The sequence below is a fragment of the Achromobacter marplatensis genome (genome assembly GCF_002209535.1).
In the GTDB taxonomy this organism is placed as follows: domain Bacteria; phylum Pseudomonadota; class Gammaproteobacteria; order Burkholderiales; family Burkholderiaceae_B; genus Achromobacter; species Achromobacter marplatensis.
On sequence record NZ_NJIG01000015.1, the window covers coordinates 26,070 to 40,408 of the forward strand.

15 protein-coding genes are annotated in these 14,339 nt (G+C 65.8%); 6 read left to right on the forward strand and 9 right to left on the reverse strand.

The genetic code is table 11. From position 1 onward, the window contains the following. Positions 1–31: 31 nt before the first annotated feature. The 4 genes from tcuA to CEY09_RS25130 all read left to right on the forward strand — a co-directional run bounded on the left by tcuA (position 32) and on the right by CEY09_RS25130 (position 4,388). Complete coding sequence (gene tcuA, locus CEY09_RS25115; protein WP_088590692.1) at positions 32–1,438, forward strand: FAD-dependent tricarballylate dehydrogenase TcuA; 1,407 nt, start codon at positions 32–34, stop codon at positions 1,436–1,438. Then, complete coding sequence (gene tcuB / locus CEY09_RS25120; protein ID WP_088590693.1) at positions 1,435–2,664, forward strand: tricarballylate utilization 4Fe-4S protein TcuB; 1,230 nt, start codon at positions 1,435–1,437, stop codon at positions 2,662–2,664. The genes tcuA and tcuB overlap by 4 nt, the downstream gene beginning before the upstream one ends. A 73-nt stretch (positions 2,665–2,737) precedes the next feature. Then, positions 2,738–3,715 (forward strand): Bug family tripartite tricarboxylate transporter substrate binding protein, encoded by a 978-nt coding sequence (locus tag CEY09_RS25125; protein WP_088590694.1) that lies wholly within the window; start codon positions 2,738–2,740, stop codon positions 3,713–3,715. 79 nt (positions 3,716–3,794) lie between these two features. After that, positions 3,795–4,388: a hypothetical protein gene (locus tag CEY09_RS25130; RefSeq protein WP_088590695.1), complete on the forward strand. Its 594-nt coding sequence runs from the start codon at positions 3,795–3,797 to the stop codon at positions 4,386–4,388. Between the two features lie 64 nt (positions 4,389–4,452). On the opposite strand, the gene CEY09_RS25135 is transcribed toward CEY09_RS25130, so the two are convergent. The 6 genes from CEY09_RS25135 to CEY09_RS25160 form a co-directional block, all read right to left on the reverse strand. Then, the gene (locus CEY09_RS25135) at positions 4,453–4,929 is read right to left on the reverse strand and encodes a hypothetical protein (RefSeq protein WP_088590696.1); all 477 of its coding nucleotides are present in this window, start codon (positions 4,927–4,929) and stop codon (positions 4,453–4,455) included. 64 nt (positions 4,930–4,993) lie between these two features. Beyond that, positions 4,994–5,716, reverse strand: coding sequence for a hypothetical protein (locus tag CEY09_RS25140; protein ID WP_088590697.1), 723 nt, complete (start codon positions 5,714–5,716; stop codon positions 4,994–4,996). Positions 5,717–5,850: 134 nt separating this feature from the next. Further along, complete coding sequence (locus tag CEY09_RS25145; RefSeq protein ID WP_006226155.1) at positions 5,851–7,263, reverse strand: aminotransferase-like domain-containing protein; 1,413 nt, start codon at positions 7,261–7,263, stop codon at positions 5,851–5,853. A gap of 223 nt (positions 7,264–7,486) precedes the next feature. Further along, positions 7,487–7,630 carry a DUF2474 domain-containing protein gene (locus tag CEY09_RS25150; protein WP_081534318.1) on the reverse strand — a complete coding sequence of 48 codons (144 nt, stop codon included), beginning with the start codon at positions 7,628–7,630 and terminating at the stop codon, positions 7,487–7,489. Positions 7,631–7,638: 8 nt separating this feature from the next. Continuing rightward, the gene (gene cydB / locus CEY09_RS25155; protein WP_006226157.1) at positions 7,639–8,646 is read right to left on the reverse strand and encodes a cytochrome d ubiquinol oxidase subunit II; all 1,008 of its coding nucleotides are present in this window, start codon (positions 8,644–8,646) and stop codon (positions 7,639–7,641) included. A 4-nt stretch (positions 8,647–8,650) separates the two neighbouring features. After that, positions 8,651–10,087, reverse strand: coding sequence for a cytochrome ubiquinol oxidase subunit I (locus tag CEY09_RS25160; protein WP_088590698.1), 1,437 nt, complete (start codon positions 10,085–10,087; stop codon positions 8,651–8,653). Between the two features lie 424 nt (positions 10,088–10,511). Here CEY09_RS25160 and CEY09_RS25165 point away from each other — a divergent pair, with 424 nt between their 5' ends. After that, positions 10,512–11,186 (forward strand): GntR family transcriptional regulator, encoded by a 675-nt coding sequence (locus tag CEY09_RS25165; RefSeq protein ID WP_088590699.1) that lies wholly within the window; start codon positions 10,512–10,514, stop codon positions 11,184–11,186. 17 nt (positions 11,187–11,203) lie between these two features. On the opposite strand, the gene CEY09_RS25170 is transcribed toward CEY09_RS25165, so the two are convergent. Further along, positions 11,204–12,085 (reverse strand): EamA family transporter, encoded by an 882-nt coding sequence (locus tag CEY09_RS25170; protein WP_088590700.1) that lies wholly within the window; start codon positions 12,083–12,085, stop codon positions 11,204–11,206. A 103-nt stretch (positions 12,086–12,188) separates the two neighbouring features. Here CEY09_RS25170 and CEY09_RS25175 point away from each other — a divergent pair, with 103 nt between their 5' ends. Then, entirely contained in the window at positions 12,189–13,085 is an 897-nt protein-coding gene (locus tag CEY09_RS25175) for a LysR family transcriptional regulator (protein WP_088590701.1), read from the forward strand. A gap of 21 nt (positions 13,086–13,106) precedes the next feature. Here the strand turns inward: CEY09_RS25175 and phbB are convergent, their stop codons facing one another. After that, positions 13,107–13,850: an acetoacetyl-CoA reductase gene (phbB, locus tag CEY09_RS25180; protein WP_088590702.1), complete on the reverse strand. Its 744-nt coding sequence runs from the start codon at positions 13,848–13,850 to the stop codon at positions 13,107–13,109. Next, the gene (locus tag CEY09_RS25185) at positions 13,840–14,310 is read right to left on the reverse strand and encodes a hypothetical protein (RefSeq protein ID WP_006226164.1); all 471 of its coding nucleotides are present in this window, start codon (positions 14,308–14,310) and stop codon (positions 13,840–13,842) included. The genes phbB and CEY09_RS25185 overlap by 11 nt, the downstream gene beginning before the upstream one ends. Positions 14,311–14,339 lie beyond the last annotated feature (29 nt).

Below are 14,339 nucleotides of genomic sequence, written 5' to 3' on the forward strand. Positions count from 1 at the left end.
ACAGTCGGTCCCTTGATTCGGGGACGATGGCATGGTGGACGTCTTGGTGGTGGGAGGGGGCAATGCGGCGCTGTGCGCGGCCCTGATGGCGCGCGAGGCCGGCGCAAGCGTGATGCTGCTGGAAGCGGCGCCGCGTGAATGGCGTGGCGGAAATTCGCAGCACACGCGCAACTTGCGCTGCATGCACGACGCGCCGCAGGACGTGCTGACCGACGCCTATCCCGAAGAGGAATACTGGCAGGACCTGTTGAAGGTCACTGGCGGGCTGACCAATGAGCATCTGGCGCGCCTGGTCATCCGCGAATCGGCCACCTGCCGCGACTGGATGCGCCGGCATGGCGTGAACTTCCAGCCGCCGCTGTCGGGCGCGCTGCACGTGGCGCGCACCAATGCTTTCTTCATGGGCGGCGGCAAGGCGCTGGTGAATGCCTATTACCGCAGCGCCGAGGCGCTGGGCGTGCAGATCCGCTACAACGCCCCGGTCGACGCGCTGGAGCTTGAAGACGGCCGCTTCAAGGCGGCGCGCATCGGCGACGAACGCATCGAGGCGCGCGCCTGTGTGCTGGCCGCGGGCGGCTTCGAGTCCAACCGGGAATGGCTGCGTGAAGCGTGGGGCCAGAACGAGCGCGGCGAATGGCCTGCCGACAATTTCCTGATCCGCGGCACGCGCTTCAACATGGGCGTGCTGTTGAAATTCATGCTGGACGCGGGCGCCGACAGCATCGGCGATCCGTCCCAATCGCATTGCGTGGCGATCGATGCGCGTGCACCGCTGTACGACGGCGGCATCTGTACCCGCATCGATTGCGTGTCGCTGGGCGTGGTAGTCAACCGCGACGCGGTGCGTTTCTACGACGAAGGCGAGGACTTCTGGCCCAAGCGCTACGCCATCTGGGGCCGGCTGACCGCCATGCAGCCCGGCCAGGTCGCCTATTCCATCATCGATGCCAAGGCCATTGGCCGTTTCATGCCGCCGGTGTTTCCAGGCGTGCAGGCCGATACGCTGCCCGAACTGGCTGAAAAGCTGGGCCTGGACCCCGCCACGTTCGCGCAGACCTTGGCCGATTACAACGCGTCCTGTCGGGTCGGCACGTTCGACCACACCGCGCTGGACGATTGCCATACCGAGGGCGTCACGCCCGCCAAGACGCACTGGGCGCGGCCAATCGACACCGCGCCGTTCTACGGCTACGCACTGCGCCCGGGCATCACGTTTACCTATCTGGGCCTGAAGGTGGATGACACCGCCGCGGTGCGGTTCAACGACGTGCCCAGCGACAACCTGTTCGTGGCCGGCGAAATGATGGCCGGCAACGTGCTGGGCAAGGGCTACACGGCCGGGGTGGGCATGTCCATCGGCACGGCGTTTGGCCGCATTGCCGGCACCCGGGCCGCCGCCGCCGCGCGCGCCCAGACCCTTGCGAAGAGCACCCCATGAAGCAGCTTGAAGCCCTGGCCCGCGAGGCGCAGTCTTTTTCCACCCCGCATGTCGAGGCCGCGCCTGCCATGACCGAGCAGCCGGTGCGCTGGCTGGGCAAGGAGGCAAAGCCTCAAGCGGAATTGCTGACCGCCGACGAAACCGAAGTCGCCCGCGTCATGCAGATCTGCAACGCCTGCCGCTATTGCGAAGGCTTCTGTGCGGTGTTCCCGGCCATGACCCGCCGCCTGGAATTCGGCAAGGCCGACCTGAACTATCTGGCCAACCTGTGCCACAACTGCGGCGCCTGTCTGCACGCCTGTCAGTACGCGCCGCCGCATGAATTCGCGGTGAACGTGCCGCAGGCCATGGCCCGCGTCCGGGTGCAGACCTATACCGACTACGCCTGGCCCGCTGCGCTGGGCGCGCTGTACAAGCGCAATGGCCTGGCCTTGTCCTTGGCCACGGCAGGCGGCCTGGCGTTGTTCCTGGTGTTGGCGGTGCTGATGGCGGGCGGCCTGTTCCACGCGCCGATGGCCGGCAACTTCTACGCCGTGTTCCCGCACAACACGCTGGCGCTGATGTTCGGCGTGGTGTTCGGCTTTTCGGTGCTGGCGCTGGGCGTGGGCGTTACGCGCTTCTGGCGCAACGTCAGTCCGGGTGCTGCGTCCGGCGCTGCGGTGGCGGAGGCGGCGCACGACGCGCTGCGCCTGCGCTATCTGGATGGCGGGCACGGCAAGGGTTGCAACAACGCGGACGACGCCTTCACCCTGTGGCGCCGGCGCTTCCACCACTTCACGTTCTACGGCTTCATGCTGTGTTTCGCGGCCACCTGTGTGGCGACGCTCTACCACTACCTGCTGGGCCAGCAGGCGCCTTATCCGTTCTGGAGCGCGCCGGTGTTGTTGGGCACGGCGGGCGGCATCGGCCTGTTGATCGGCCCGGCCGGCTTGCTGTGGCTGAACGTCAAGCGCCACCCGCAACAAGGCGACGCGGCGCAAAAACCGATGGACCGCGGTTTCATCATGCTGCTGTTCCTGACCAGCGCCACGGGCTTGGCGTTGCTGGCCGGACGCGACGGCAGTGCCATGGCCTTGCTGCTGGCGATACACCTGGGCGTGGTGATGGCGCTGTTCCTGACGCTGCCCTACGGCAAGTTCGCGCACGGCATCTACCGGTCTGCCGCGCTGCTCAAGTGGTCCATTGAAAAGCGCCAGCCCAACAAGCTGCAACTGGGGGCCGATTGACCGGACCCGTCCCGCGCGGGCATGACGGCGTCCTTTGAAGGCGCCGCATTCAACAACAACCCAGGAGACTTCCATGTTCCGTACCCGACTGCTGGCGCGCGTTGCGCTGGCCGCCTGTCTGTCGCCGGCATTGCCGGCGGCGCACGCGCAATCCTTCCCCACCAAACCCATCACGCTCGTGGTGCCGCATTCGGCCGGCGGCACGTCCGACATCCTGGCAAGAACGGTCGCGGCCGAAGCGGCCAAGACGCTGGGCCAGACCATCGTCATCGACAACAAGGGCGGGGCCAACGGCACCATCGCCGCCAAGCAGGTGGCCTCCTCGGCGCCGGACGGATACACCCTGCTGCTGGCTACCGCCAGCACGCACGGCATCAATCCGTCGCTGTACTCGCGCATCTCTTACGATGCGGTGAAGGACTTCAAACCGGTCACGCTCTTGGCGACCGTGCCGAACGTGCTGGTCATCGGTCCCAACGTCAAGGCCGCCAATGTGCAGGAGCTGATCGCGTACATCCGCTCGCAGGGCGACAAGACCAACATGGGTTCGGCGGGCGCCGGCACCCCGGGCCATCTGGCCGGCGAGATGTTCAAGAGCGCGGCCAAGTTGCAATTCACGCACGTGCCATACAAGGGCGGCAGCCCGGCCATCACTGACCTGATCGGCGGCCAGATCGATTTCATGTTTACCACCATACCCGGCGTGCTGCCGCACGTAAAGGCGGGCACCTTGCGCGCGCTGGCCGTGACCTCGCCCCAGCGTTCGCCGGCGATGCCCGATGTGCCGACGATGGCGGAATCCGGCCTGCCCGGTTTCCAGGCGGTGTCGTGGCACGGCATCGTCGCGCCGGCCGGCACGCCGGACGCGGTGGTGTCCACGCTGAATGCGGCGCTGGGCGGCGCCTTGGCCGCGCCCGCCGTCAAGCAGCGCCTGATGGAAGAAGGCGCTGCCGCCTCCAACCTGAACACCGCCGCGTTCGGCACGTTCATCCAGTCCGAAATCACGGCCTGGGCGAAAGCCGTGAAGGACTCAGGGGCAACGGCGAACTGACGCGGGGGGCGCAAGCCGCCTTTCTTCAGCATGGCGCGCCTATCCCGGCCGAGCGTATTCGCGTGCTAGGATGCCCGCCATGTTGACGACTCTGTTGTTTTCTCTGCTGACGGTGACGTCGGCGGATGCCGCCGTCACGTTCGACCTGAACTGCATGATCGCGGAAAAAGACGAAGGCGGAATGTTGAATTCCGCCGAACACTGCGCGCGCGTGGATGGTGACACGTTGGTGTTCCGCCCCGGCCTGTTGGGCCAGATGGATTTCGACGCCGATGGCTTGTCGCCGGTGTTCACGAATCGGTCCTGGTATTGGGTTCGGCCCGATGGCAAGTCGGCCGCCGTCATCACCTACGACAACATGGCCGACGACTTCGAAGACGGCCTGACACGCGGTCCCTGGTCCGGCGGCATGGCCTATTACGACACGCAGCTCAACCGCGTGCTGGCCACCCCTTACGAATGGGTCGACCGTTACAGCGCGGGCCTGGCCGTCGTGTGCGAGGGCTGCCGCAAGACCTTCACGCCAGACGGCGAACACAGCTTCATGTCGGGCGGCGAGTGGGGCGCGATCGACCGGCATGGCCGGCTTGTCCTGTCGTTGCGGCCAGACGCGGCATCCCTGATGCACGAGGTCGAGGCGGTACGTGCTGCCGCCCCGACGAGTGCGCGATAGGCGCCTGGCCTAGAACTTGTAACGCAACTGCGCGAACACGTCGCAGAGGTCACTTCAGTCAGCGTTACCGCGCCTGATACGCATCGCACAGCGCCAGATACTCGTCGCCGTTGATCTCCAGCGCCATCGCTGAAATCAGCACGCGCTTCCTGTCCGGCAACGAGGTCTTAAGCTGGATCTGCTTGGCGGTCGGGATGCCCACGTAGTTCTGGTTGACGTAGGTGTTCTCGTTGATGGCGTGCCAGGGGATGACAGTGCCGTCGGTCAGCTTGAGGCCGCCGCGCGTGAAGGTAATGACGGGCGTCGCGGGGCCGAACGCACGCTTGAGGCATTTGACGACCAGCCAGATGGCGATCGCAGTGATAGCACCGAAGAAGGCCATCCCGCCGGTGTTGCCGCGTGCGTTCAGTGTCAGGGCGCCAAAGGCCAGGGCGGCAAGGCTCCAGACGATGGCGCCGGCGACCAGGCGGTTGCGCGAAAAGTACACCGGGCGATCGGCGAGCGTCTGGGATTGCTGGGCGGTAGAGCTGTAGATTTCCATGGCTGGTGGCTGCACAAAGAGGGGAAGGGGGCGTGGGCGCGAGGCGCCGGGAGATGGGTGTCGTTCAGGCGCCGGGCAGGTACTGGCGCAGGCAGGCCAGCATGACCGGTTCATTGACGATCTTGGAGCGGTCGATCTTGTGGGTCTTGCCGCGCGCGACGATGATCAGGGTCTCGTCGGTCTCCATGCCTTCGCTGTCTGATTGCGTGCGGATGGAATCGATGGCGGCCCACGGGATCATGTGTCCTTTGTAGGTCAGGCCCGACGCATTCATGGACAGCGGGCCGAAGCCGACCGTGTCTTGGGCCTGTAGGCGGCGCAGCGTGGTGGCCTCCAGATTGCCGCCGACCGATTCTTCCAGCTGGTCGGCAAGCGCATAGCCGTCTTCCCAGATGGCCAGGCGGATGCGCACGCGTTCACCGTCTCGCAGGGTCAGCACCAGATGGTCGCGATTGTGTTGATGCCGGATCGACGCCACATCGGTATAGGCCAGTGTGCGGGGGCCGATGTGCAGGGCGTGGCTGTCCAGCGTCAGCTCGGCAGGCGCGCGCCACCAGGCGACCAGATCCGACCCGCGCCAGAGCAGATAGCCGACGGTCGGCAAAGTCAGGAAGAACACCAGCCACATCGCGCGATAGCGCAGCATTTCGATCAGCAGGCTGCGCGGCAGCAGCCAGATGTCCAACGTGGCCAGCAACTGGGCGCTGAACAGGTAAAGCAGGGCGAATGCGCCGGCGTAGCAGCCCAACGCATAACGTGGCAGAACACGGGGAAATGAGGCGGTCATAGGCATGGGGCCGCGACGCGGCACCGCAGGAAAATGAAAGGCCTCGAACTCTAAAGGATGGCTGCGGCAGCCCCGGTGTCGATCTGTATCAAGAATCTGAATTTCATGTCTTGAACGTGTTAATCACTTTCCCATCACGCACTGCCCAGCAGCTTCCCGAGTGTCGCCATTCCTTGTTCCAGGTCCACGCTCCACGGGTGGCCGTGATTTAAGCGCAGGAAATTGCCGAACGCGCCCGACGACGAGAACAGGGGCCCCGGCGCGATGCTGATGCCATGGTCCAGCGCGGCGCGGTGCACCTTCAGCGTGTCGATATGGGCGGGCAGTTCCACCCACACGAAGTAGCCGCCCGCCGGCCGGGTCGCGCGCGTGCCTTTGGGAAAGTAGCGGGCCACGGCTTGCAGCAGTTCGCCCTGCTGCAAGGCCAGCGTCTGGCGGAATTGCCGCAGGTGGCGGTCGAAGCCGCCTTTTTCCAGATAGGCCGCGATGGCGGCCTGGGTCGGCGCGGCGGTGGCCAGGCTGGTGGTCAGCTTGTTGCGCATGATCTTGCGCGTGTAGCGCCCGGCCGCCACCCAGCCTACGCGATAGCCCGGCGCCAGCGTCTTCGAAAAGGACGAGCAGTGCATCACGATGCCTTCCTTGTCGAACGCCTTGGCCGGACGTGGCCGCGTTTCGCCGAAGTAGAGTTCGCCGTAGACGTCGTCTTCGATCAGCGCCACGCCGTGCTTGGTCAACAGCTTGACCAGCGCTTCCTTTTTGCTGTCGGGCATCAGGCTGCCCAACGGATTCTGGAACGTCGTCATCAGCCAGCAGGCGCGCGGGCGGTGCTGCAGGATGGCCTGCTCCAGCGCTTGCAGGTCGATGCCTTCGCGCGGATGCGTCGCCACTTCGATGGCATGCAGTTGATTGCGTTCCAGCGATTGCAGCGCGGCATAGAACGTGGGGGATTCCACGATCACCGCGTCGCCCGGGTTCGTGACTGCGGCAAGGCTCAGGTTCAGCGCGTCCAGCGCGCCGTTGGTGATGATGATGTCGTCCACCGGCACGGACACGCCGTCGGCCAGGTAGCGCAGCGCGATCGCGCGGCGCAGCGCCGGATCGCCGGGGCTGAGGTCATCGATCGAGCCCCACGGATCCAGCCGCTGTACGGTGGACGCCATGAACTTGGCCAGTCGGCCATAGGGCAGCAGCGACGGGCTGGGAAAGGCCGAGCCGAAGGGGATCATGTCGCGGCGCAAGGTGGCGTTCAGCACCTGCAGCACGTTGTCGCTGACGTCCACGGGGTGGCGGCCCGCGCTGGCGGTCGACAGCGCCTCGGGTTCGGGCAGGGCGCCATGCGGGTCGCGCAGCACGTAGTAGCCGGAACGGTCGCGCGCGCGAATCAGCCCGCGCGCTTCCAGCAGGTAATAGGCCTTGAACACCGTAGACGGGCTGACCCCGCGGCTGGTGCTGGTCTGCCGCACCGAGGGCAAGCGGTCACCCACTTGCAGCAGGCCCGATCGGATCGAGGCGGTGATGTCTTCTGTCAGCCGTTCATAGCGCTTCATGGCAGGTCCTATTTACGCGGTTCAGATAGCACGCGCAGCGTGTGCAGCGTGGGGGCCCTTTTTTCCGCCGGGCCGCCCCAAGGTAAAAAGCGCCCCCTCGGGGGGGCAGCAAGCACGCGAAGCGTGTGCAGCGTGGGGGCCTTTTTCCGCCGGGCCGCCCCAAGGTAAAAAGCGCCCCCTCGGGGGGCAGCAAGCACGCGAAGCGTGTGCAGCGTGGGGGCATTCATAGCGACATACCAATGGCCCGCATGACCAAGCGCAGTGCATAGGCGGTCACGCCCAGCGCGGCGACGCTGCCTGCCCAGATCAGCGCCAGCCACAACAGACGGCTGCGCCACGACGGCAGCGGGTGAGAGGGGCGGTTCATCGCATTCATCAGTGGAACTCCTCGCCAGTGCGGACCTTGCCGCGGAAGACGTAGTACGACCAGGCGGTATACATCAGGATAATGGGAATGATCAGCAAAGCTCCCACCAATGCGAAACCCAGGCTTTGCGGTGGCGCAGCTGCGGTCCAGATCGACACGTCAGGCGGGATGATCGCCGGCCAGATGCTGATGCCCAGGCCGCTGTAGGCCAGGAACACCAGGCACAGCGACAGCATGAAGGGTCCGGCGGCCGGCATGCCGCGCACGCGGCGGATCAGGTCGAAACCGGCGGCCGCCACCAGAACGGGGACCGGGAAGAACCAGAACATGTTGGGCAGGCTGAACCAGCGCTGCGCAATCTGCGGCTGCGCCAGCGGCGTCCAGATGCTGAGCACGGCGATGACGGCCAACAACGCCAGCGTCAGTGGCCGGGCGATGTCGCACATGTGGCGGTGCAACCGGCCTTCGGTCTTCATGATCAGCCAGGTGCAGCCCAGCAGCGCATAACCCGCCAGCAACCCCAGGCCCGTGAAGATCGAGAACGGGCTGATCCAGTCCCATGCGCCGCCTTGATAGGCGCGGTCGACGACCGGGATGCCTTCGATGTAGGCGCCCAGCGTCACGCCCTGGAAGAATGTGGCGCACACCGAGCCGAACACGAAGGCGCGGTCCCAAAGCGGGCGATGGTGCTCGTCGGCCTTGAAGCGGAATTCGAACGCCACGCCGCGAAAGATCAGGCCCAGCAGCATGAAGACCAGGGGCAGGTGCAACGCGCTGAGGATGACGGAGTACGCAAGCGGAAACGCCGCCATCAGGCCCGCGCCGCCCAGCACCAGCCAGGTCTCGTTGCCGTCCCAGACGGGCGCCACGGTGTTGACCATGACGTCGCGTTCATCGCGGTCGCGGATCAGCGGAAAGAGGATGCCGATGCCCAGGTCGAAGCCATCCATCACCACATACATCATCACGCCGAACAGGATGATGACGGCCCATATCAGTGCAAGATCGATGCCCATGGCCTCAGACTCCTGAATGCTTGCGTTGCGCGGGCTCGGTGCCCGCCAGGGTGGACGCTGCGGACAGCGGGCGCGACGGCTGGCGCGGTTCGCCCGGGCCGCCGGACAGCGGGGCGTGGCCCGGTGCGGGGCTGGGGCCCATGCGGATCAGGCGCAGCATGTACGACACGCCGGCGCCGAACACCAGCAGATAGACCACCACGAACAGGGCAAGCGTCAGCGTCAGTTCACCCAACCCGTGGGGCGTGGCCGCATCCGCCGTGCGCATCACGCCGTAGACGATCCAGGGCTGGCGGCCGATCTCGGTGACGTACCAGCCAGCCAGCATCGCGATGATGCCCGACGGCCCCATCCACAGCGCAAACCGCTGCAGCGCGCGCGACTCATACAAGCGGCCGCGCCACCGGGTCCACAGAGCCCAGCCCGCCAGCAGGATCATCAGCGTGCCCAGCCCGGCCATGATGCGAAACGACCAGAACACCACGGTCGCGTTGGGCCGGTCTTCGGGCGGGTACGACTTCAGTCCTGGGAACTGGCCGTCCCAGCTATGCGTGAGGATCAGGCTGCCCAGGCGCGGCACGTTCAGCGCAAAGCGCGTTTCTTCGCGCTCCATGTCGGGAATGCCGAAGAGCGTCAGCGGCACGCCCGCGCCCGGCTCGTTTTCCCAATGGCCTTCGATGGCGGCGATCTTGGCGGGTTGATGCTTGAGGGTGTTCAAGCCATGGATGTCGCCCACCACGGCTTGCAGCGGCGCAACCAGCAGCAGCATGCCCATCGCCATCGCAAACATCTTCTTCACGGCCGGGCTGCGGTCGCCGCGCAGCAGGTGCCAGGCGCCGGAGGCGCCGACCATCAGCGCAGTGGCCAGGAAGGCGGCGATGCCCATGTGCGCCAGGCGGTACGGGAACGAGGGGTTGAAAATCACGGCCAGCCAATCGGTGGGCACCACGCGGCCGTCCAGGATCTCGTAGCCGGCGGGTGTCTGCATCCAGCTGTTGGACGCCAGGATCCAGGTGGCCGACACCAGCGTGCCCAGCGCCACCATGACGGTCGAGAAAAAGTGCAGGCCCGGGCCCACGCGCGACCAGCCGAACAGCATGACGCCCAGGAAGCCGGCCTCCAGGAAGAATGCGGTCAGCACTTCATAGGCCAGCAGCGGTCCGGTGACGCTGCCGGCGAAATCGGAGAAGAAGCTCCAGTTCGTGCCGAACTGATAGGCCATCACCAGGCCGGACACGACACCCATGCCGAAGTTGACGGCGAAGATCTTGGTCCAGAAGTGGTAGAGGTCGCGATAGACGGTTTTCTGCGTCCGCAGCCACAGGCCTTCCAGGACGGCCAGATAGCTGGCCAGGCCGATGGTGATGGCGGGGAAAACGATGTGAAAAGAAATGGTGAAGCCGAACTGTATTCGGGCAAGCAATAGCGCGTCGCTATCCATAGCGGTCTTCCTGACTTCGTCGCCGGCGCGAGGGTTCCGTCACAAGACGGCAGGCGCAGACGGGTGTTGAACCTGCACCACGAAGTTAGGATATGTGCGCTGATTGGTACAGATTCAGAATCTGAGAAAAAAAGCGGATCAGTTAGGGCAAAACCGTGCGCCAGCTCGCTCCCTCATAGGGGAAAGGCTGGCAGCTCAGTTTTTTGGATTCGCCGGCGTTACAAAAAAGACAGTACAGATAGCGGGGTGCGTCCCCTGATCCGCTCGGGCAGGGGAGGCAAGCCTTGCATCAGCTGACCATCCGCGTCTGGTTTTCGGGGGCGATCACCCTTGCCCGCTGGGCTACGATGGGGGCCCGCCCGTCGGAGCCACCCCCACATTTGGCGCAGGCCGTCGTCCTTCGCCGCAGAGACACCCGATCGTCATGAGCATTACCCAGAAGAAGGGCTCGTCCAATTCAGCCCAGGCTTTGCCGCACCGGATCCGCGATCAGCTGCGTTTCGATATCTTGACCGGCGCCTTGCCTGCGGGCACGCCGCTCAAGCAAGATGAACTGGCCGCGCGTTTCCAGGCCAGCCGCATCCCGGTGCGCGAGGCGCTGCGCCAACTGGAAACGGAAGGCCTGGTGGCGTATCCCCTGAACCGCGGCGCGGTCGTCATCCGCATGGACGTGGATCAGATCTGCGAGTTGCTGGACATCCGGATCGCGCTGGAAGGCTATGCGGTGCGCGCCGCCGTGCCGAACATGGCGCGGGCCGACCTGGAAGCCTTGGAAGCCCTGCTACGCGCTTACGACGAAGCGGATTCCGTGCCGGATCGGGTCGACGCGATACGCCGTTTCCATCTGGCCCTGTGCGCCCCGGCGAATAACACGCGCCTGCGCCGGTTGATCGAGGAGTACGGCCTGAACACTGCCCGCTACACCTACGAGGTGATGTCGCAAGCGGCGGGCATGGACAGCCCGCAGGCGGATCACCACCGCATCCTGGAGGCCTGCCGCAAGCAGGATGGCGAGTTGGCGGCAAGCCTGGTTCAAGCGCACATTCTTGAGACGAAGAAGAACCTCGTGGCCATGCACCGCATGCGGCAGGAAGGTTGACGTCCGCGCGCTGCCGGTCAAGGCGTTGGCCGCGCGGCGAGCGAGGCGGCTGGCAGCCGCTGGGCGCGCTGGCTTAGCCACACGCTGGCCACCACGATCGCCATGCCGGCCAATTGCGCGGCGGAGAGGCGCTGGCCCAGCACGCCCCAGCCCAGCAGCACCGCCGAAATCGGGCTGAGAAAGCCCAGTGAGGACACCACCGCGGGTTCCAGCTTTGCGACGCCGCGGAACCACAGCACATAGGTCAGCGCCGCGCCGATCAGCCCCAGATAGGCCAGGCCCGTCACGTTCAAGGCGGTAAGCGGAGGCAAGGCGGGTTCGGCAAGCAGCGACACGGGTAGCAGCAGGATGCCGCCGGCGGTCAATTGCCAAGAGGTGAAAGTCAGCGCGGACACGGGCGGCTGCCAGCGGCGGCTAAGCACGGTGCCCAGCGCCATGGATGCGGCGCTGGCCAAGCCGGCGGCAATGCCCACCGGATCCAGCGCGGCCTTGGGCGTCAGCACCAGCAGCGCCACGCCGGCCAGGCCGCTTAGCGCCGCCACGACGGACAGGCTGCGGATCGGCGAGCCCAGCAACGTGCGGGCCAGCAGGATCACCACCAGCGGCTGGATTGCGCCCAAGGTCGCAGCCACGCCGCCGGGCAGGCGGTACGCGGCCACGAACAGCAGCGCCCAGAACACCGAGAAATTCAGCGCGCCGAGGATGAACGCGCGCAGCCACCAGATGCCCTGCGGCAACTGGCGCACGGCCAGCAGCAGCAGGATGCCGGCCGGCAGCGCACGCAGCATGGCGACGGTCAGCGGATAGTCCGCGGGCAGCATCAAGGTGGTGACGACGTAGGTGCTGCCCCAGATGGCGGGCGCCAGGGCGGTCAGCAGAAGATCGGAACTGCGGCTCATGATGGTCGTTCTCGTTTGGCTCAGGCCTACAGACTAATTGAATCGCCGCCATACGATAATATCCATTCCATTCGCAATATCATTCACTGTAGGTGAATAATCAATGGATCATCTGACGGCGTTGAAGGTCTTCAGGCAGGTCGTGGAGCAGGGCGGGTTCGCGTCCGCGTCGCGCCAACTGGGCTTGTCGCCTGCCGCCGTCAGCAAGAACATCGCCGAGCTTGAACGCCACGTCGCCGCGCGGTTGCTGAACCGCACGACCCGCCGCATGAGCCTGACCGAAGCCGGCACGCGCTATTACGAGCAGGTCGCCCGCATCCTGGATGACCTGCAAGAGGCCGAACAGTCGCTGGGCCCCATGCAGCGCGAACCCGCCGGACTCTTGCGCGTGAGCGCACCCATGTCGCTGAGCGTGCTTCGCATCTGTCCCGCCGTTCCCGCGTTTCTGGAACGCTATCCGCAGGTGTCGCTGGACCTGAACCTGGAAGACCGCCGCGTCGACATCGTGAAGGAAGGTTTCGATCTGGCGATCCGCGGCACCGACCGGCTGGAAGACTCCAGCCTGGTGGCCCGAAAGCTGATGACGCTGGATCACGTACTGTGCGGGGCGCCGTCCTACTTCCGGCGCGTGGGCGTGCCGGCGTCGCCCGAGGCGGTGCGGGGCATGGAGCGCGTGCAGTTCACGTTGTCGGGCCACGCCGATGAATGGGTCTTCACGCGCGCGGGGCAGACGCAACGCGTGCCCGTGCAGGGGCGGTACAAGGTCAGTTCCAGCCTGGCGGTGCGCGATGCGTTGCGGGCGGGCTTTGGCGTCAGCCTCGTGCCGCGCGTGTATGTGCAGGACGATCTGGACCGCGGCGCGCTGCAAGCCGTGCTGCCAGATTGGCTACCGGTCGAGACCTACGTCTATGCCGTCTATCCGTCGCGCCGCCACATGGTGGCGAAGGTGCGCGCGTTTGTGGATTTCCTGGTGGAAGAATTTGGCGCGCGCCAGCCTTGACCGCCGCGCGCCCGCCAGGCGTCAATACATGTGCTGGCCGCCGTTCATGGCCACATTGCTACCGGTCATAAAGCCCGCCAGGTCGCTGCAGATGAACGTGACCAGCGCCGCGACTTCCTCGGGCTGGCCCAATCGGCCCACGGGGATCTGCGGCAATATCTTTTCCTTCAATACCTCCTCGGGCACCGCCTGCACCATGCGCGTGTCCAGATAACCGGGCGACACGGTGTTGACCGTGACGCCCTTGCTGGCCAGCTCCAGCGCCAGCGATTTGGTGAAGCCGTGTATCCCGGCTTTCGATGCGGCGTAGTTGGTCTGCCCGAACGCGCCTTTACTGCCGTTCACGGATGAGATGTTCACGATGCGGCCCCATCCGCGGTCCGCCATGCCGCCGCACAATGGCTGCGTCATGTTGAACATCGAATCCAGGTTGCTGTGCATCACTTCGGACCAGTTTTCGAAGCTCATCTTGCGCAGCCGGGCGTCACGGGCGATGCCGGCGTTGTTGACCAGGATGTCGATCTGGCGGCCGTCGCGTTCCAGCCGCCGCATCAGCGCCTGGCACGAGGCGTAGTCGCCCACGTCCACCTGATAGATGGCGAAGCGCCGTCCTTTGGCCGCTTCTTCGTCGACCCAGGCGCGCGTGGCGTCTTCGCTGGCGTGGTAGGTGACGATGACGTCGTGGCCGGCCTCGGACAGCGCCAGGGCGATGGCCCGCCCCAGGCCGCCGCCGCCGGTGACCAGCGCCGTGCGCTTAGCCGTCATGGCGCCCACCCGGCTGGCTGGCGTCGCGCATGGCCGAGCAAGCCGCGGCCATCTGGTTCGACATCGTGGACCACATCTGCGTCAGGGGCGACGTGCCGGCGGCCATGCCGGCGCCGGTAGCGCTCTTGAACCAGCCGCTCATGGCTTCGCCCAGACCGGCCGCCAGCGCGGCCTGCTCTTCCAGCGCGGCATGGGTGATGGCCTGGCTGGCTTCCAGCTGGCATTGCCATTGCTTGCGCGTGATCTCGCCCAGGGCCGGGGCGATCTGTTGCCAATCTCCGCCTTGCTTCAGCGGGCCGAGGGTGTCCAGGTACCGGGCGGCGTTGTCGTCGGCCAACCGGCGGCCAAGTTCCATCCAGCGTTGCTGGCTTTCTTGCGCAAGCTGGGCCAGCCGTTGGCAGTAGGCGGCATTGGCGCCGGCGATGCCTTGGGTCGTGGGGGCAGTAGTCTTCTTCATCATCCGTCCTTTTAAGAGAGTGGTAAGGGGTA